The sequence below is a fragment of the Macrococcus hajekii genome, from assembly GCF_004359505.1.
Lineage (GTDB): Bacteria > Bacillota > Bacilli > Staphylococcales > Staphylococcaceae > Macrococcus > Macrococcus hajekii.
The window spans coordinates 111,667-130,465 of record NZ_SCWE01000003.1; the positions used below are offsets into that span (position 1 = coordinate 111,667).

At 39.8% G+C, this 18,799-nt stretch carries 19 protein-coding genes; 8 read left to right on the forward strand and 11 right to left on the reverse strand.

The window, feature by feature from the left end; all coding sequences use genetic code 11:
- Positions 1 to 6: 6 nt before the first annotated feature.
- Positions 7 to 1,632, reverse strand: coding sequence for an amino acid ABC transporter ATP-binding/permease protein (locus tag ERX37_RS08535; protein WP_133430251.1), 1,626 nt, complete (start codon positions 1,630 to 1,632; stop codon positions 7 to 9).
- Positions 1,625 to 3,217: an ABC transporter ATP-binding protein/permease gene (locus ERX37_RS08540; protein WP_165982012.1), complete on the reverse strand. Its 1,593-nt coding sequence runs from the start codon at positions 3,215 to 3,217 to the stop codon at positions 1,625 to 1,627. The genes ERX37_RS08535 and ERX37_RS08540 overlap by 8 nt, the downstream gene beginning before the upstream one ends.
- Positions 3,218 to 3,353: 136 nt before the next feature.
- Between ERX37_RS08540 and ERX37_RS08545 the strand changes: the two genes are divergently transcribed.
- The 4 genes from ERX37_RS08545 to ERX37_RS08560 all read left to right on the forward strand — a co-directional run bounded on the left by ERX37_RS08545 (position 3,354) and on the right by ERX37_RS08560 (position 5,818).
- Entirely contained in the window at positions 3,354 to 4,196 is an 843-nt protein-coding gene (locus ERX37_RS08545; protein WP_133430253.1) for an undecaprenyl-diphosphate phosphatase, read from the forward strand.
- Between the two features lie 29 nt (positions 4,197 to 4,225).
- Positions 4,226 to 4,645, forward strand: coding sequence for a MarR family winged helix-turn-helix transcriptional regulator (locus ERX37_RS08550; RefSeq protein WP_133430254.1), 420 nt, complete (start codon positions 4,226 to 4,228; stop codon positions 4,643 to 4,645).
- A gap of 84 nt (positions 4,646 to 4,729) precedes the next feature.
- Entirely contained in the window at positions 4,730 to 5,374 is a 645-nt protein-coding gene (locus ERX37_RS08555; RefSeq protein WP_133430255.1) for a hypothetical protein, read from the forward strand.
- Positions 5,375 to 5,377: 3 nt separating this feature from the next.
- The gene (locus ERX37_RS08560; protein WP_133430256.1) at positions 5,378 to 5,818 is read left to right on the forward strand and encodes a YaiI/YqxD family protein; all 441 of its coding nucleotides are present in this window, start codon (positions 5,378 to 5,380) and stop codon (positions 5,816 to 5,818) included.
- Here the strand turns inward: ERX37_RS08560 and ERX37_RS08565 are convergent.
- Positions 5,812 to 6,279, reverse strand: a complete 468-nt coding sequence (locus tag ERX37_RS08565) for a GNAT family N-acetyltransferase (RefSeq protein ID WP_165982013.1) — start codon at positions 6,277 to 6,279, stop codon at positions 5,812 to 5,814. The two genes, ERX37_RS08560 and ERX37_RS08565, sit on opposite strands and share 7 nt — an antisense overlap.
- A 56-nt stretch (positions 6,280 to 6,335) precedes the next feature.
- Here ERX37_RS08565 and ERX37_RS08570 point away from each other — a divergent pair, with 56 nt between their 5' ends.
- Positions 6,336 to 6,869, forward strand: coding sequence for an LOG family protein (locus tag ERX37_RS08570; protein WP_133430258.1), 534 nt, complete (start codon positions 6,336 to 6,338; stop codon positions 6,867 to 6,869).
- Here the strand turns inward: ERX37_RS08570 and ERX37_RS08575 are convergent.
- The 5 genes from ERX37_RS08575 to ERX37_RS08595 all read right to left on the reverse strand — a co-directional run bounded on the left by ERX37_RS08575 (position 6,846) and on the right by ERX37_RS08595 (position 12,835).
- Entirely contained in the window at positions 6,846 to 7,313 is a 468-nt protein-coding gene (locus tag ERX37_RS08575) for a 2-thiouracil desulfurase family protein (protein WP_133430259.1), read from the reverse strand. The genes ERX37_RS08570 and ERX37_RS08575 overlap by 24 nt on opposite strands.
- On the reverse strand, positions 7,297 to 7,845 hold the full coding sequence (locus ERX37_RS08580; protein ID WP_133430260.1) for a GNAT family N-acetyltransferase: 549 nt from the start codon (positions 7,843 to 7,845) through the stop codon (positions 7,297 to 7,299). Before ERX37_RS08580 ends, ERX37_RS08575 begins: the two co-directional genes overlap by 17 nt.
- 58 nt (positions 7,846 to 7,903) lie before the next feature.
- Complete coding sequence (locus tag ERX37_RS08585) at positions 7,904 to 10,264, reverse strand: immune inhibitor A domain-containing protein (RefSeq protein WP_133430261.1); 2,361 nt, start codon at positions 10,262 to 10,264, stop codon at positions 7,904 to 7,906.
- Positions 10,265 to 10,443: 179 nt separating this feature from the next.
- Entirely contained in the window at positions 10,444 to 10,737 is a 294-nt protein-coding gene (locus ERX37_RS08590; protein WP_133430262.1) for a hypothetical protein, read from the reverse strand.
- A 64-nt stretch (positions 10,738 to 10,801) separates the two neighbouring features.
- Complete coding sequence (locus ERX37_RS08595; RefSeq protein ID WP_133430263.1) at positions 10,802 to 12,835, reverse strand: cation:proton antiporter; 2,034 nt, start codon at positions 12,833 to 12,835, stop codon at positions 10,802 to 10,804.
- Between the two features lie 76 nt (positions 12,836 to 12,911).
- On the opposite strand from ERX37_RS08595, the gene ERX37_RS08600 reads away from it, so the two are divergent.
- Positions 12,912 to 13,418, forward strand: coding sequence for a cupin domain-containing protein (locus tag ERX37_RS08600; RefSeq protein WP_133430264.1), 507 nt, complete (start codon positions 12,912 to 12,914; stop codon positions 13,416 to 13,418).
- A 17-nt stretch (positions 13,419 to 13,435) separates the two neighbouring features.
- Here the strand turns inward: ERX37_RS08600 and corA are convergent, their stop codons facing one another.
- Together corA and ERX37_RS08610 are read right to left on the reverse strand one after the other, a co-directional pair.
- Complete coding sequence (gene corA, locus ERX37_RS08605) at positions 13,436 to 14,383, reverse strand: magnesium/cobalt transporter CorA (RefSeq protein ID WP_133430265.1); 948 nt, start codon at positions 14,381 to 14,383, stop codon at positions 13,436 to 13,438.
- 9 nt (positions 14,384 to 14,392) lie between these two features.
- Positions 14,393 to 14,821, reverse strand: a complete 429-nt coding sequence (locus tag ERX37_RS08610; protein ID WP_133430266.1) for a GNAT family N-acetyltransferase — start codon at positions 14,819 to 14,821, stop codon at positions 14,393 to 14,395.
- A gap of 212 nt (positions 14,822 to 15,033) precedes the next feature.
- On the opposite strand from ERX37_RS08610, the gene pflB reads away from it, so the two are divergent.
- Positions 15,034 to 17,283 carry a formate C-acetyltransferase gene (pflB, locus tag ERX37_RS08615; protein WP_133430267.1) on the forward strand — a complete coding sequence of 750 codons (2,250 nt, stop codon included), beginning with the start codon at positions 15,034 to 15,036 and terminating at the stop codon, positions 17,281 to 17,283.
- Positions 17,284 to 17,306: 23 nt separating this feature from the next.
- Positions 17,307 to 18,062 (forward strand): pyruvate formate-lyase-activating protein, encoded by a 756-nt coding sequence (gene pflA, locus ERX37_RS08620; protein WP_133430268.1) that lies wholly within the window; start codon positions 17,307 to 17,309, stop codon positions 18,060 to 18,062.
- Positions 18,063 to 18,103: 41 nt separating this feature from the next.
- Here pflA and ERX37_RS08625 read toward each other — a convergent pair whose 3' ends face one another.
- Entirely contained in the window at positions 18,104 to 18,577 is a 474-nt protein-coding gene (locus ERX37_RS08625) for a DinB family protein (RefSeq protein WP_165982014.1), read from the reverse strand.
- Between the last annotated feature and the right edge of the window lie 222 nt (positions 18,578 to 18,799).

An 18,799-nucleotide genomic window follows, 5' to 3' on the forward strand; every position in this document is an offset into this window, starting at 1 on the left:
GTCCTCCTAATTAATCATCTGACGTTCTAAAAGAATCCTTTCATAGAAGAATCCTTTTTTCTCCATTAATGTACCGAAGCTCCCTGCCTCTATTAAATGGCCATCTTCTAATATATAAATCATATCAAAGTTATGCAGGATTTCAAGCTCATGACTGATGACTACAATCGTACGCTGCTCCTTCAGATAATCTGCCATTTTTTCACGATTGACTACATCTACACCGTTAAATGGTTCGTCAAGCAGCCATATCGGCTGGTCTCTCAAAAGCAGACGGATAAAATGCAGACGCTGACGTTCCCCACCTGACAGATTACGACCGAACTCATCAATTTCACTTGCAGGTTCAAACGGTAAATTAAATTCTCTCAAATAAAATTCAATACTTTCTACATCATCACTGAACAGATTCTCCTGCACTGTCCCTTGAAAGAAGTGATTGTCCTGCTGCATAATATTCAGTCCCGAGAAATAACTTTCACGGTCCAACTCCTGCATAGATTGTCCTGCAATTTGAATATCGCTTGGATATAGACCTGTTAATAAATGCAGAAGTGTCGATTTACCTGAGCCACTGCTTCCTACAATCGCTATTTTGTCACCTTCATGAATGGTCAGACTAATACCCTTGAGCACGGGACGCTGTTGTTCAGGGTATGTAAAGTCAAGATCTTTCATTGTAATAGGTAACCGCTTCAGCACCTCAGTTTTTTTAACCGCTGGACTAAATGTCATCAGTTGTTCACTGGCACGTTTTGTCTCCTGATAATAAAACGGAAATTGACTCATCGGTATAGCCATCTCAAACAAAGTGATGGTGACCATGATGATACTGGCATACATCAGTACTGTATGATCAAGCATGACATATAAGACGCCCCATATTGCCAACATGCTGAACAAGTTCAGCAGCCAGTCGTAAAAAGCAATCAGCTGCTTTTCTTTCAGCAGATTCTTTTCATAATCGGTCTGCGCCTGCAACAGCAAATGGTCAAAATGCTGATGACGGTCAAAAACTGCGATATCTTCGCGTCCCATACTATAGTCACTTAACCGGTCCATAAAATCTGTCTGACTCGCTCGCGTGGCCTCCGTCATTTTACTGAGCAAACGGCTCGTTGTGAGTGGCAGCACGACAAGAATAACCAGCATAACAGCTGCAATGACCATGACTGCCTGAAGGTCATATACTGTATAGACCAGACAGACCGTAAGAGCTGTCAGCAGAACGACTACAGGTGGATAAATCACTCGAAGCAGCACATTCTGCAGTTTCTCAATGTCGTTGACAGTACGTTGTAACAGTTCTGATAAGCGCCACTGACTATGCAGATTGACAAATTCAGTGACAAGCTGATCAAAAGCACTGACTCGAACCTCTTTTAACATACGGAATGTGGCATCATGGCTGATCAGCCGTTCATAATAACGTGCAACTGCTCTAACAATACCGAGTAATTTAATAGAAGCGACTAAAATCATCAGTGAATAAAGTGGAACACCGTAAGCACTTTTTGATAGCATCAGACCACTTAAACTGAACATGCCAATCGCTGTAAGTCCGCCTATCGTACCCACGATGATGGCAATGATTAACTGTCGATACGTTCTTGAATCTATCCATTTAAACATGTGATATCACCGCCTGATAGTAAGGGTGAGATTCAAATTCATCCGGTGTACCTTGTTCGATCTCCCCATTTTCCATATAGATTAAATATGATGCTGACTGAATAGTAGAACGCTGATGCGCAATAGTATATATAATGGACTGCTTCTTAAGCACTTCAATCGTTTCTTTTACAATTCGTTCAGTTCGTGCATCAAGCATAGCAGTAGGCTCATCAAGAATAATCATCTCTGCAGGACTGAGTAAGGCTCTCATTAACATGATGCGATGAAGTTCCCCTCCGGACAGCTGCTCGCCTGTACGACCGATCCGTGTGTCAAAACCATCCGGCAAATCATCAATGCGGTCCAGCATATCGACTTGACGTGCTACTCTGTACAATTCATCATCTGATACTTCATTGAACATCGTCACATTATGACGTACCGTCTCACTCATAACAAACGGATGCTGTGACATATAGATAATATTGTTATTTAATTTCTCGGGCAATACAATTGAACCCTCTCCGTAAATCTCTACACCTGACAGCACTTTAGCTAAAGTGGTTTTCCCTGCTCCACTCGAACCCATTATAACCGTATGTCTGAGAGGTAATACATCATGTACAGACAGAGTAAAATGAGTGTAAGACTTTGTGACATTCAATTTAATTGCGTTATCAGAGGAGACGCTTCTATCAATCACCTTGTTATGAGATTGCTTCAGCAGTTCTGCATATCCTTCAGCCTGCTTGCCTGTATGAAAGGCAGCACCTAAGTCTTTAAGTGCATTATAAAATTCTGGTGCCAGCATCAGGGCCACAACTGCTGTATAGAAAGACACTGTTTTGAAAACAATCAACCCTAGACCCACTTCGAGTGCGATAATACCGATCGACAGCATAGAGATGAACTCTATCATTAAAGTAGATAGGAATGCAGTCTTCAAGATGATCATCGTCTTTTCTCTGAATCCTTCCGATTTCTCTACAATTCCTGTTCTTACTCTTGCTTCATTGTTAAACAGTTTAATGGTGACGATTCCCTTGATAGCATCCAGAAAATAGCCGGAGAACTGGTTGAGTGCAGTCATCTGTGCTGTCGCTTTCTTCGCAGTGTTAATTCCGATAATAATATAGAAAAGTGGAATAAAAGGTGCAGTAATCAACATAATAAAAGCGGTATTTCTATGGAAGAAAAGCAAAAAGATGATAATAGTGAGAGGTATGATGGCCGAGCGATAAAGCTGCGGCAGATACTCTGCATAGAAACTATCGATACCTTCGATACCCTCTGTCGATAAATTCATAGTTTCAGCAGTTGGGCGTTTATCACTGATCATCTTTCTACGCAGATGATGCTTCACACGGTAACTGAGCATCGCACCCAGCCATTTAAGCATAAAATGAAGCAAGCTTCTACCTATTAATATGCCAAGAATCACACCGATCAGCTGATAAGGGATATCACGTTGTAAAACACCGTCAATCAGCTGACCTATATTTACGCTTTGCAGTACAATCAGGATTGCCAGCAGCACTGCAGCAATCAGCAGCATAAGATGTATATAAAAATAACGTCTGGTCAGACTTGTTAAATAATTCACATTTTCACATCCTTTCTTATTATTATAATGAAAGTGACACAAAACAGAAATAATACGCCTCATTTATAAATACTATTTTTAATGTCTGTTGTGGTATACTTTCATTTGTAATCATAAGACATAAGGTGGTAACGATATGGAATTTTTTGAACTCATTAAAGCAATTATTTTAGGTATAGTAGAAGGTTTGACTGAATTTGCACCCGTCTCCTCGACCGGCCATCAGATTCTTGTAGATGATATGTGGTTGCATTCAGTGGATGTGCTCGGTTCTAAGGAATCGGCCAATACATTCAAAATCGTCATTCAGTTAGGTTCAATCCTTGCAGCTGCCTGGATATTCAGACGTCGTTTCGTTGATATGTTAAGCTTTAAATCTGAACCGATTGAGCGTCGCCTTAAATTATCTCACGTTCTCATCGGCTTAATTCCAGCAGGTGTTGCAGGTCTTCTGTTTGACGATTTCATTGACGAACATCTCTTTTCAGTACCAACTGTACTCATTGGTCTTGCGCTTGGTGCTATTCTGATGATTGTCGCTGACTTATACGCTAAGAAAGTTAAACATCCTCAGACTGTTGACAGCATTACCCACAAGCAGGCTCTTATCATCGGTCTCGTTCAGATTCTTGCGCTATGGCCTGGGTTCTCTCGCTCTGGTTCTACAATATCAGCGGGTGTTCTGACAAAACTTGATCATAAAGCTGCTTCAGACTTCACTTTTATTATGGCTGTACCTATTATGGCAGCAGCGAGTGCAAAAAGTCTGCTCAGTAATTATCAGTACATCCATGCAGACCAGCTCTGGTTCTACATTGCCGGTTTTATCGCTGCCTTTATTTTCGGTTTACTATCCATCAAGCTATTTCTTGAACTCATCAACCGCGTCAAATTAATCCCATTCGCGATTTATCGCCTCGTGCTTGTCGCGATTATTGCCGTTCTTTATTTTGGATTTGGTATCGGTAAAGGAATTTAAAATTGTGTGTTATTTATGAAGGAGATATTATGAATAAATTATCTACAGTTGATTACCATCTCTATCATGGCCAACGGGAAATGATCAAGCATTATAACCGTAATCTGCTGAAGTCTTATGGTATTAGTTATCAACAGTATCTGGTGATGATGGTGCTAAGTGAACATCATGATATGCCTGTACTGAAACTCGGTGAAAAACTGGCCTTTCAATCAGGTACTATCACTCCTATCCTCAAAAAAATGGAGGCAGATGAATTAGTCATCCGCAGTCGTTCAGAGACAGATGAACGTGTAGTGATGGTCTCCCTCGCAAAAACAGGACAGGCATTACTTGAAGATATTCAGCATATACCAGATGAAATGTTTAAAGATTCGAAAGTCACAATAGAAGAATATAAACGGCTCATGTATTTGATGAATAAAATCGTCCATAACATAGAAGTATAAAACGGTTGTCAGGCGACAGCCGTTTATTTATAAGTTATAAGGGTAAATTGAAGTATTAAAAATGACTTTAAGGAGAGATTGAATATGAATGATAAAATCAAGACAGCAGTTAATGTCGGCGCCTTAATCCTGGTTCCACTTATCAATGAACGTCACCGCCTGAAAGAAAATGCAGACTATGTGGCCATTAAAGATAAGACAGTACGTACAGCAGCTGTCACAAAAGATGCAGCTATTAAAGTCAAAGATAAAACAGTCGATACCACTAAGAAAGTAGCTCATACAACTAAGAATGTAAAAGATAAAACAGTCGCTGCTTCTCAATTTGTTGCTGAAACGTCTCACAACATCAAAGAAAACAGAGCTGAAAACAAAAAAGTGAAACAGACTAAACAAATGAACAAACAGCTTGAAAAGGAAATGACTAAGCGTCAGAAACAGGAAGAAAAACAACTTAAAGAACGTCAGAAAGAAATGAAAGAAAATCTGATTCAGGCCAATAAGGAAGAAAAGAAAAAGCAGAACAATGAAAAGAAAAATAAAAAGAAAGCCTCTCATAAAACAGATAAGCCTTCTCTTTTAAATACTTTCAGTCGTCAATCAAAAAAAGAAGCTGTCCCTGCTCGCACATTAAGATTTGATCATGAAGAGGATTACAGCAACGCGCCGCTCTTTGAAAAGCATCGTACAGAAATGGCCGCGCATATTGAAAAACGCGGAAAATTTTAAAGCATGCTGATTGTAGACGCTGACGCATGTCCTGTAATCGACGAGATTATCGATATCGCTGGACAATATCAGCTCAACGTTATATTAGTTCGCAATTTCAATCACTTCACCAGCCGTCAGTATCCTTCCTTTGTAACACTGGACTATGTTGATGACGGCTTTGATAGTGCAGACTACAGAATTGTGCAACTAGCCAGTAAGCAGGATATCGTTATTACGCAGGACTATGGTCTTGCAAGTCTTCTGCTCAATAAGCAAGTGACGGTTCTGCACCATACCGGTTCTATTTATTCACAGGATAATATTGAATATCTGCTTATGGTGCGTCATTCTTCTCAACAAATGCGCAGAGCAAGACATAAGACTAAAGGACCGAAAGCCTTGACGGAAGCTGATCGACAGCATTTTTGTCAGCAGCTCGAAAAAACCATCCGTAATCAATGATTATGGATGGTTTTTGATAGAACTTTTAATTTGAGCAAGCCTTGACGCACGACTCGTTTTCTATCTATAAAGCCTGTTTTAATGAATGCATAATAGCCGCTGTCATTTTTGACATTGACCATCAGATAAAGTTCTTTTTTACCAGCTGTCCGGGCATAATCCTCAATCAGTTTAAGGGCTTGTCTGAAAAAGCCTTTACCTTGATGATTCTGATCGATAGATAGTCCTCTTAAATAAATGGCATCAGGCGAAGCGCCCATTTTAGCAAGAATAGCGCCATCTTCAAGCGCAAAGACACCAATTACTTTATCATCTTTCAATATGACGAATGGCTGGTAATTTTCTTTTTTTCTACTGATGATATAACTCGGATGACCCGAAAAATTCATCTGTCTCATTGATAGTGAATAATGTTGTAATGAAATTTCCATTTCTGCGTTCACTTTCATGATTCTGATCATACAGTCACCTCTTTTCAATAGCACTATCATATCACATTTAAGAAAGGATTTTTTCTATGAAATCAGTCGCAGTATTTTGTGGTTCACGTTCTGGTTCTGATATTTATACATCAAAAGCACAAGCACTGGGTCGTTACCTGGCTGACAATCAAATCAGACTCGTTTACGGTGGTGGAAATATCGGTCTGATGGGAATCATCGCAGATAGCGTCATTGAACATGGCGGGGAAGCTATCGGCGTTATCCCCCAGTTTCTCTGTGATAAAGAAGTCGCTCATAAAGGACTTACTGAGTTGCATATTGTTGACTCCATGCATGAACGAAAGAAGATAATGGCTGACTTATCTGATGGTTTCATTATGATGCCAGGCGGTGCAGGTACGCTTGAAGAGTTTTTTGAGATCTTCACCTGGGCTCAGCTCGACCTGCACACAAAACCGATCGGCATATATAATATTGAGGGCTATTATGACACACTTAACCAGCTGCTCATTGAAATGCATGATAAAGGATTCCTGGATCAACGTTATCTGACACTCGCCTTATTTGCAGATGACCCTGCCCATTTAATCGAAGAGATGACCCTCTAATTGAGGGTCATTTTCATTGAGCACCTGAATATTATTCATTTCAAGAAGTGCAGTAGTCACTCCGCTGCCCATACGCTTTTCGCCATTAAATGAGCCTGTATAGATGTGCTGACTGCCACAACTTGGGCTATTCTCTTTTAATATGACGACTGTAATGCTGAGTGAATGGCATAATTTCAGTGTCTTTTCTGCACCCTCTTTAAATGCTGCTGTCACATCTTTACCTGATAAGGTCATCACACGCGCCGTACCTTGCCAGACATCGACACCCTCTCCACCAACAATTTCTGCCGGTTCGCGTGGCACATTTAACCCGCCCATTAATTCAGGACAAGCCGCTACTGCCTTACCTTCTGTAACGAGTTTTTTAAGTTCACTGTCTAATTGATCCCGACCATCATAACGGACTTTTTCTCCAACGAGACAACTACTGATCAGAATCATATGTATCCTTATACAGCACATGTTTTTCAAGAGGATGGCCTGCCGGAATCATCGGATGATGGAATGTGCGCCACTCTGTCAGACCAATTTTCTGCATCACATTAATACTGGGCAAGTTTTTTACACTGGTCAGACTATAAATAGGTAAATTTACAAGCACTCTACCATAATCAAGCACTGCCTTTGCCCCCTCAGTGGCATAACCTCTGCCCCATGCTTCTTTTCTCAGTCTCCAGCCAATTTCAAAACAAGGCATCTCTTCTAATGAAAACCACTTATTCGGCTCTAATTTCTGCATACCAATAAAACCGATAAAATTACCTGATGACTTTTCTTCAGCTGCAAAAAGACCGAGCTGATATTTTTCGATTTCATTCTGCATATGTTGAAAGACAATTTCTGAACGCTTGTAGCTCAATCTATCTGGAAAGTAGCGTCTGACATCAGCATCCACATTCATTGCCTGGAAATAAAGTAAATCTTCCTGACACCAATCCCTTAAAATTAAACGTTCTGTCTCTAAATAATTCATCTCGTCACCTCACACCTATTATAACAAAGAAAAATGCCACCGAAGTGGCATTTCCATATTATTTATAAACCATAACCTTACCTACAGACTTATCTTTTGATTCAGCTACTACTTTCACTTTCAGACCGTATTGAGGTAAGATTTTACCTGCATGCGGCTGATCTGCGTTAGAGTAGTCATTTGTATCACTAAACAGAGGGTTCGCTTTCAGATTTTTATCCACTAACACTGAACCATCTTCGAGCTTAAAATTTAATGGGTCCTGCGGTGTAAGACTAAATGCTGCATCACGTACCTGATACTGTGTAGAAGCAAATGATGGTGTAGCGCCAGTCCATTTTAGAGCATTCTGGTCAGCATCGACAATACCGATATAGCCATAACCCGGGTGTCTGCCTACATGATTATCTGTATAGCTTTCATCTACATAGAAGACGTTAAGTCCTTTATTAAAGCTCAGCAGATTATCTCCACGTTTAATATGTGCGAGTCCTACATCAATTTTGTTATGACTTCTCCATTGCAGCAAGTAGTAGTTTTTACTGTATTTCTTTCCATCAGATACAGAGAAACCATTCATGTCGAATTTAGAGGTACCTTCAGCATCATCTGCAAAAACAGAAGCACCGTCTGCAGTGACTTTAATATCATCAGCATATAAACCAGGTGCTGTATAACCGCCATCAGTTACATAGAGGTAACGGAACTGCACTTTTTTACCTGCATAAGCTGATAAATCAAACTTTGCATCGATCCATCCATTACTTGTGCCATCGATACCATTCCCTGCATTGGCACCTGAACCTTCCGGATCGTCATTATTAGTAATATTCCCAGCTAAATTCGTCCAGTTTTCACCATCCGTTGATGCTTGAACATATGCATAATCAAAACCTTTTTCGATATCATACCAAGCTTTAAAAGTTAACTCAGCAGATTTTTTACCAGTCAGATCGACTGAAGCAGTCATAGTATTTAACAGATCATCTCCCGATCCACTGAAATAAGTTTTTGTACCTTGTGCAGGCTTAACCACTTCTGTCACTTTATCAGGTAACGTGATTTTCACAGCATCATCATTAGTTCCTTTAGTTGTCGCTTCATCCAGTGTAAATAATTGAGGTGTAGAAGTGACTTCTTTTGCGTCTATCTCACTACCCGTCTGCCAGTTACCTCCGTGAAAATCTTGCAGCATCTCTTTCATATAGGCATCGAAGCCAGTCGGTTCTGTTCCAGGGATTTTACCTGCCCAGCTACCACTTGACATAATAGACCAGAATGAAACAGGCTCTCCTTTACCTGAATAAATTGTATCGTATTCATCCGGCAATCCTAGATCATGTCCGAACTCATGTGCGAATACTCCAGTCGCACCGTCTTCCGGTTGAATAGTGTAATCAATAACACCTAATTCACCGCCGAATTGTTCTTGACCTGACTTCGTACCTGGAATGGTATAAGGTTCACCTTGCTCATTGAAGTCCAGACTCCAGCGATGAGACCAGATAGCATCTGTAGTCAGAAGACCACCACCCGCTTCTTCACCAGGTCCAGCATGTATAATCATCAGATGATCCACGATGCCATCCTTTTCGTTCAGAACGCCATCTCCATCTAAATCATAACGATCCCATTGATCATAGTCTGCCAAGTTAAGGGATGGATCCTTTGCTGCTTTTTCCAGCGCTTCTTTAATGAGTTCTTTCGGACGGCTATCGCTGCCATCTGCATCTGGATAATTGCCACCATAATAAGCAGCAGGATGGTCCGCTGTATACCAGCCATGAACTTGACCATCAATATCATAACTACCACCTGATTGATTCTGATAGTACTGCTTCATACTGATCAGATTCTGACCATTCGGCCCTTTATAACCATTTTCTCCAAATACCATCTGCTGGAAATGATCCATTGGATAGTTTTCATAGAACATATCACTTTCATCTTTTGTAATAGAAGAATTTTTGTAATCCGGGAAATCAATTGCCAGAAGCAGTACTTTATCAGTACGTGTTTCACCGGTATATGCTTCTGGCGTCACCGGTTTAAGCACATTCGCATGTCCTTTTTTCTTGCCGTTGCCTCTTGTGTATTTATTATCACTTCCATTGTTGTTTTTGTCTGTTACTTTTTTATGTTTCTTGATGAATTTACCTTCATTTTGTACTTTGCGAGTAGCTGCATCCCCTTTAGCTCTCACATATTCTTTTACTGCTTTCTCTGCCTCACTGCGCGATGCATCTTTCGCAAGAATACCTTCTTGCTTCAGCATTTTGATAAGACGCTCCTCATTAGCAATGACACCATCAAAGTTAGAACCTTTTTCATATTCATTGTTATGTGCATATGATGTCCCTGCTGTTAAAGATAAACCGAGTCCCAATGTCAATACAGATGAAATAACCTTCTTTTTCAAATGATAGCCCCCTATTGATTAGTTAAATTCATTATGGCTAATTATGAACATTTTGTAAATAAGATTTTTAAATTTTCTGATTTATATTTAATAATTGTAATAATAATGTTCAAAATATATAAAAATAAAAAGAAGCGCCTATAATGGCTTGTTCAGCAATCATAGGCGCTTCTTCAGATTTATCTGGATTTGTACGACAGCAGACGTACTTTAACATGATCCTTTTTAAAATCAATCTTCTGATTTCTTGGTGTTGTGACAGTCGCATCAACGATATCGTTTGTTTCGTTGAACTCATAAGTGATGAGAAATGTTTCGAAATCGTTATCAAAATTGGGCTTCTGAGCAACAATTCGATTGATATCACCATAACTATCTGTCACCGTGTAACCTGTTATTGCTTCTAGTTCGCTCGCTAATTCTCTTAAAGACATCTCTTTATTTTCAATCAGTACAAATTTTTCTTCATGCATTTGCCTCATCCTTTGCTCTAATTAGTCTTACTGCTACTTTCCCCTTGAAAAGCATTTAAAAACATTAACTATGATTATCCAGCAGAATCATTTCATCATAGTTGAGTGATTGGCGTAATTCGATAGCTACTTCACTTGAAATCTTCTCTTTCATGGCAAGCTCCTGCACAATCTCACGTTCAATACCAATGACATTAAGTGCCAGAAGCGTTTCTGCATCTTCCAGTTTTTCATTCATAATATTACGCTTCAGCTGCTGAACACGGTTCAAGTAAATATCTGTGACCATAGCCACTTCCATCCGGTTGCCAGCATTCTGCTCTTTGAGTAATCCTTGCAGCACTGCATAGTGAACTTTACCCGCTACTTTTTCGATTTCCATTAAGTGGCTGCGGAATGTGTAAGGACTCATACCACTAAAACGTTTTTTAAGTTTATGTCGATTCCTTCTTACCTTCAGTAAAAAGAGTGCACGTTTAACAAAGGACGCATGGGCAAATAGCCGCGTTCGTTCGATATAAGCCACATAATTCTGGTAGACAGTCTCAGAGATCGTACCATTCTCAGTCAGTTCCTCAAGAACTTTAGCTTCAATATCGAGTGCTTTGTTCTGAAGTCTAAGCATCTCTTTAGGATTCTCATCCAGGTCATGTATTCGCTTGTAGAAGTTAATTCTCATGGTATTCTCACGGATAAGATTCCCTGTTATCGCCATATTCTCTTTCGTTGTATGACGATGCAGATACTCGATGCCTTTTTCAATAACAAGAACACGCGCTTCCTTGAACGAATAATTAGATGAAGTTTGAACGACCTCTTCTTCAGTAAGCAGTGGCAACAGTAACTGAGCGACAATCAGACTGATCAGTACGACACCCGCTGCAATAAATAGTAAGTCATCACGGAACATAAACGGCTGATGGTTAAATATTTCATAGGGCAGCGTAAGTGCAATAGCCATGGAAATCGTACCGTGAACACCGCAGACAGTTGTAATGAGTGCATATTTAAACCGTGAGGGCCGCTCTTCAGGCTCTGATGCATTTTGATTATTTAAGATCTTAATAAAAGGATTGACCGGTAAATAAAACATATCATATAGCACGAATACCCATAGGAAACGGAATAAGTAAACCAGCAATGACACCACTATTGTCAGTAAAATGAGACCTCCGAGATTCTGCTGTTCATTCTTCAGGATCTCAATGGTCACCTCAGGAATAATATAACCTAGAATAGTAAAAACCATACCATTTAAAATAGTGGACAGCAGGCCCCACGTATAATTGTAGCCCATCTGAAGTTTAGTAGTTGCCTGGCTGAAGCGATCACGCTCTATACCGTGGATGATACCACCGACAACAGCAGCAATAATACCTGATACATGAAAGGTTTCCGCTACCATATAAATAACAAAAGGTGTCAGCAGTTGAATAAGACTGAAAATATATTCTTCTTCAAATCCACCATCCAGTAGACGAATTCTGATTTGTACAAATAAAATACCGATGATCAGACCTACAGCAATACCGCCGAGCGACGATGCAAAGAACTGAAGGGCTGCTCTCTGTATAGTAAACACATGGGCAGTCAGAGCAACAACCGCAATGTTAAAGCTCAAAATCCCAGCTGCATCATTTAATAAGGATTCGCCTTCCAGAATGGTCATAAGCCCTTTCGGTAACTTTTTACCTTTTGCGATAGCTTGTACTGCAACGGCATCTGTCGGACAGATGATAGCGGCCAGTGCAAAACAGGCAGCGAATGGAATAAGGGGCATAAGAAAATGAACAATATAGCCGAGCCCGATGACTGTAGTAAAAACCAGTCCGATTGCCATCAGAACAACGGGCTTAATATATTTAAGCAATCTAATCCGCGAAACATGATTACCTTCCAGAAATAATAAAGGCGCTATAATACCAATCAGAAACATCTCGGGCTCAAACTCCATCACTATAGGTAGCGGCGTAATATATATGAGTAACCCTAAAAAGATCTGAATGAATGCGAGAGGCAGCTTCGGATATTTAAAGTGAATAACCGTCGATAAGATAGTCGCTATAATAAAACTTGATAACATTATAAAGATCTCCATTAACATACTCCTTTCTGTGGTTGATTGATAGAGATAACGGGAATAATATATTATTCAATTAAAAGGGGGATTTTTTATGAAACATACTATTTTGCATAGGCCCACTTCACCTTCAGCACCTAACCATATCATTCTGCCCGTCATTCTCTACCACGACGTTGAAGGCTCTCCTGCTGAATTATTCAAGCAGAATGGCTGGCATCACATATGGGAAAATGGAGTCTTTGATTATCATCATTTTCATCCTAATACCCATGAAGTACTCGGAGTAAAATCTGGTGAGGCAGAATTGCAGATTGGGGGCGAAAACGGTCAGATTGTCACTGTTAAAATGGGTGATGTCCTCCTGCTGCCGGCAGGTTACGGTCACAAAAGATGTTCCCAGTCCGCCGACTTTAAAATAGTGGGCGCCTATCCAACCGAACAGGCTGTCGATACTGAAACAAGTTATAATGACTTAAATGACGTCAATAAAATTATCAATCGTGTCGCACTACCTGAAACAGATCCTGTGCAAGGAACAACAGGACCCGTTTTTAGGGAATGGCATAATATTTATCATTGTAATACAGCACATCAATAAGGTCATACTGATTGGCTCTAGAACCAGTTTCTTTTCTTAAAAAATGCGACCATACCGAATGAAATCACCAGCATTATGATCCATACTGAAAAATAGCCGTATTTCCAGTGGAGTTCAGGCATATAATCAAAGTTCATTCCATATATACCAGCAAGCAAGGTCAATGGCATAAAGATAATGGAGTAGATAGTCAGGATTTTCATGATATTGTTCATTTTGAACGAGTTTAATGAAATATAGTTATCTCTAATATCAGCGGTCATCTCACGTGATGACTCAATCATCTCTGCCTGCTTGATCAGATGATCATTAATATGATGTAAATAGATTTTCTGTTTCTTGGACAGAGTCATGATCTTCCCTTCCAGCAGTCGATAGACCAGGTCTTTCATCGGCAGTACCGTCCGTCTGATCAATAACAGGTCTTCTCTCAGGTCGAATGTTTCATCTATCAGAGCTTCTGTTGTAATATCAACCGAGTGGCGATCTTCAAATGAAAACACTTTATCCTCAAGCTCATAGACAAAAGGGAAATAGTTATCGACTACTGCATCCAGTGTACGAAACATAATTTCAGAAGAAGATATTTTTGATGGATCATTTTCATGGACAACCGAATTCCATGCTCTATCCACTTCTTCTGAATGTTCCTTATGATAAGTCACGATTAACGTGTCATTAATAAATACATCAATCTCTTCCGGTTTCATCGTCGTCAAATCAATCGCGTGAAAGACGTAAAATAAATAATCATCATATTCCTTGAACTTCGGTCTTTGTCTTACTGATACAGCATCTTCTATAGAAAGAGGATGAAAATGAAAGAATTGACTGAGCAACAGATTCTCCTGAATCGTCGGTTCTGAAATATCTACCCAGAGAAGACGAGGTTCTGTCGTCATCTCAGCAGGAGATTCACCGGTCTTCAGCTCATTGTTTATATCGATATATAATGTACGGATCATTTGTCACCTCTATAGTTTAAGAATCATTTTTTCTCCGTCCCAATTATAGCCTAATTTATGATTAAGAGCGATCATGTTTTGATTATCACTATGTACCTTACCTGCGATATAAGGCATACCTGAATTTATACTGATTTCTTTCACTTTATTCTTCAGCCTGGCTGCGTAGCCTTTGCCTCTATATGTAGGTCTCACCCATAGCGACTTAATATAAGTATGATCTGTCAGACTGTACCAGATAAACGCAATCAACTGGTGATCAGCCTGTAAACTGAGAATATGGTCATTGCCTTGCTGTAATAATAGACGAAGTGATTCAAAACGCAGTATATAATCTAGTTCTTCAGCAGACCATTCTTTATATGTCTGCGGAATATTTTCATGTATTGCAGCAATTTCCTTAAGTAGCGGGTCGTCAATAGAGATTTTTTTTAGCATACAGCCATTTTAACATGACAGCTCATTAATGAAAAAAGTCGCTCTGTTATAATAACAGTCATTGATTCTCTCTATGTACTATTACAGTCAAACCGTTGATAATACTGAGTTAATTTATTTTTGATAAAAATAGTTGATTATTGTGACTCTCTTCACAGATATGTTATAATAAATTGTGAAGTTAATCACATTAAGCCAGGGAGGCATATAAAATGTTAAAAGACAATTCAACTCAAACTAGCGCATGGTCAGGATTCAAAACTGGGAAATGGTCAAAACGAATCGATGTTCGTGAATTTATTCAACTGAACTATACTGTTTACGAAGGTAACGATGAATTTTTAGCACCTGCTACAGATGCAACTCAAAAATTATGGGCACAAGTTATGGAGCTCACTAAAGAAGAACGTGAACGTGGTGGCATGTGGGATATGGATACTAAAGTAGTATCATCTATCACTTCTCATGATGCAGGTTATTTAGACAAGGATTTAGAAACAATCGTCGGTGTTCAGACAGAAAAACCATTCAAACGTTCTATGCAGCCTTATGGTGGTATCCGTATGGCTAAAGCAGCTTGTGAATCATATGGTTATGAACTGGATAAAGAAACTGAACATATCTTTACTGAATACCGTAAAACACATAACCAAGGTGTGTTTGATGCTTACTCTAAAGACATGCTTGCTTGTCGTAAAGCAGGTATCATCACAGGTCTTCCAGATGCATATGGCCGCGGACGTATCATTGGTGACTATCGTCGTGTTGCTTTATATGGTATTGACTTCTTAATGGCTGAGAAAAAACGTGATTTCGATAATTTATCTGCAGTTATGTCAGAAGATATCATCCGTTTACGTGAAGAAGTATCTGAACAGTACCGTGCTTTAAATGAACTGAAACAATTAGGCGAAATCTACGGCTTCGATCTCAGCCGTCCTGCTGAGAACTTTAAAGAAGCTGTACAATGGACTTACCTTGCTTACTTAGCTGCCATTAAAGAACAGAATGGTGCTGCGATGAGTTTAGGTCGTACGTCTACTTTCCTTGATATTTATGCTGAACGTGACATTAAAAATGGTGTCTTAACAGAAGAAGAAGCACAGGAAATCGTTGACCACTTCATCATGAAATTACGTCTTGTGAAATTCGCACGTACACCAGACTACAATGAATTATTCTCAGGCGACCCTACTTGGGTAACTGAATCAATCGGTGGTGTGGGTATGGATGGCCGCGCACTTGTCACTAAAAACTCATTCCGTTTCTTACACTCACTTGACAACTTAGGTCCAGCGCCAGAACCTAACTTAACTGTACTGTGGTCAACACGCTTACCTGAGAACTTTAAAAAATATTGTGCAAAAATGAGTATTCAGACATCATCTATTCAATATGAAAATGATGATTTAATGCGTGAAAGCTACGGCGACGACTACGGTATCGCATGTTGTGTATCTGCAATGAAAATCGGTAAACAGATGCAGTTCTTCGGCGCTCGTGCTAACTTAGCAAAAACATTACTGTATGCTATCAATGGTGGTAAAGACGAAAAATCAGGTGTACAAGTAGGACCTGCTCTTGCTCCTATTTCATCAGAATATCTTGATTACGATGAAGTGATGACTCGTTTCGATGATATGATGGAATGGTTAGCAGGTGTTTACATCAACTCACTGAACGTTATCCACTACATGCATGATAAATATAGCTATGAAAGAATTGAAATGGCTTTACATGACACTGAAATTATTCGTACAATGGCTACAGGTATCGCAGGTCTGTCAGTTGCTGCTGACTCATTATCAGCAATCAAACATGCGAAAGTTAAACCAATCCGTAATGAAGACGGCCTTGTTGTCGACTTCGAAACTGAAGGTGAATTCCCTCAATACGGTAACAACGATTCACGCGTAGATGATATCGCTGTTAAATTAGTTGAAGAATTTATGACTAAACTACGTAAACATAAAACATACCGTGACTCAGAACATACAATGTCAGTACTGACAATCACTTCTAACGTTGTATATGGTAAGAAAACAGGTAACACACCTGATGGACGTAAAGCAGGCGAACCATTCGCACCAGGTGCGAACCCAATGCACGGCCGTGACCAAAAAGGTGCTTTAGCTTCATTATCATCAGTTGCTAAATTACCATATGACTGTGCAAAAGATGGTATCTCAAATACTTTCTCTATCGTTCCTAAATCATTAGGTAAAGAAGATAATGCGCAGCAGAACAACTTAGTCAGCGTGCTTGATGGTTATGCAATGCAGCACGGACATCACTTAAATATCAACGTATTCAACAGAGAAACATTACTTGATGCTATGGAACACCCAGAAGAATATCCACAGCTGACAATCCGTGTATCAGGTTATGCAGTTAACTTCATCAAATTAACACGTGAACAGCAGTTGGATGTTATTTCAAGAACATTCCACGAAAAAATGTAATTTACAGCATAGGAGGACTTCAATTGATCAAAGGACACATTCATTCAGTCGAAAGCTTAGGGACAGTAGATGGACCTGGTCTCAGATATATATTATTTACACAGGGTTGTCTGCTGCGCTGCCTATTCTGTCATAATCCAGATACATGGCAGATCGGTGAGCCTTCACGAGAAGTGACTGCTGAAGAAATGGTTCAGGAGATCATCCCCTATAAACCTTATTTTGATGCTTCAGGTGGTGGTGTGACAGTGAGCGGTGGTGAACCGCTCCTACAACTGCCATTCCTTGAAGAATTATTTAAATTACTAAAAGCAGAAGGTATCTCAACCTGCATCGATACATCAGCAGGCTGCTTCAATGAAACACCCGCATTTATGAACCACTTCAACGAATTACAGAAATATACTGATTTATTTTTGCTCGATCTTAAACATATCGATAACGAAAAGCATTTAAAACTCACAAGTAAGCCTAATACACACATCCTGAAGTTTGCACGCATGCTGTCGGACCGTAAGCAGCCCGTATGGATCAGACATGTACTGGTGCCAGGTTTAACAGACAGCAGAGAAGATTTAATCAAGCTGGGTGAATTCGTCAATTCCCTGGACAATGTCGTAAAATTTGAAATCCTCCCCTATCACCAGCTTGGTGTACACAAATGGCAGGCTTTAGGAATCCCTTATGAGCTTACTGATGTAGAACCTCCAACAGACGAAGAAGTTAAGGCAGCCTATGCGCTTGTTGACTTCAAAGGTCTGACCCCACTTAATAGCTAACAAAAAGAAGCTTCAGGCAACTGCCTGAAGCTTCTTTTGTCTTACTGATCATCTCTTGATGAGCCATAGATAGAAGGGATATGTAAATCAGCTTGACGCATTAATACAGACATCTGACCCCGGTGATGGACTTGATGCGTATTAGCTGCATGTAGAATCCCACCTTTTGGCATCGGTGTACCAAAAAAATCCACTTCATCAGATAAGTTGTCATCCGTTACCGAAGACTGATAAGAAGCAAGCACATTTTGATACGTTGTTTCATAAGCTTGTGCAATTTCTTCAGCGGTTTCAGGACGTTCTGACCCAAATGATGCCCCTTCGAATGTCTCACCTGTCAAGGACGCAAATCCGCCTAAGCTTTGAGTGATGTACCAGGCGATTTCTCCAAGCGTACGGTCTTTCTCTGACACCGCCTGCTCAAGTGCTTCGTCATTTAATTCTTTAAAACAGCTAAGAGTGAGTTTCGCTTCACGTTCATAATCTTTAATGAATACTTCTTTAGATGTGTACATATGCATCCTCCTTTAATTGGTAATTTCAGTGCAGTGCGTAATATATAAAAGAACAAATAATAAGTATTATAAATTTGCAGTTGCTTTTTTCTTTAATATTCATATAGAATTAAGAAAAAGAAAGGGTGTGATGTTTTATGGCGAAGTTGATAACCGTTCTGTTTCTACAGCCATGGCTCACACACGCCCTTTAACGGACGTTTTTTCAGTGTGCCCATGGCT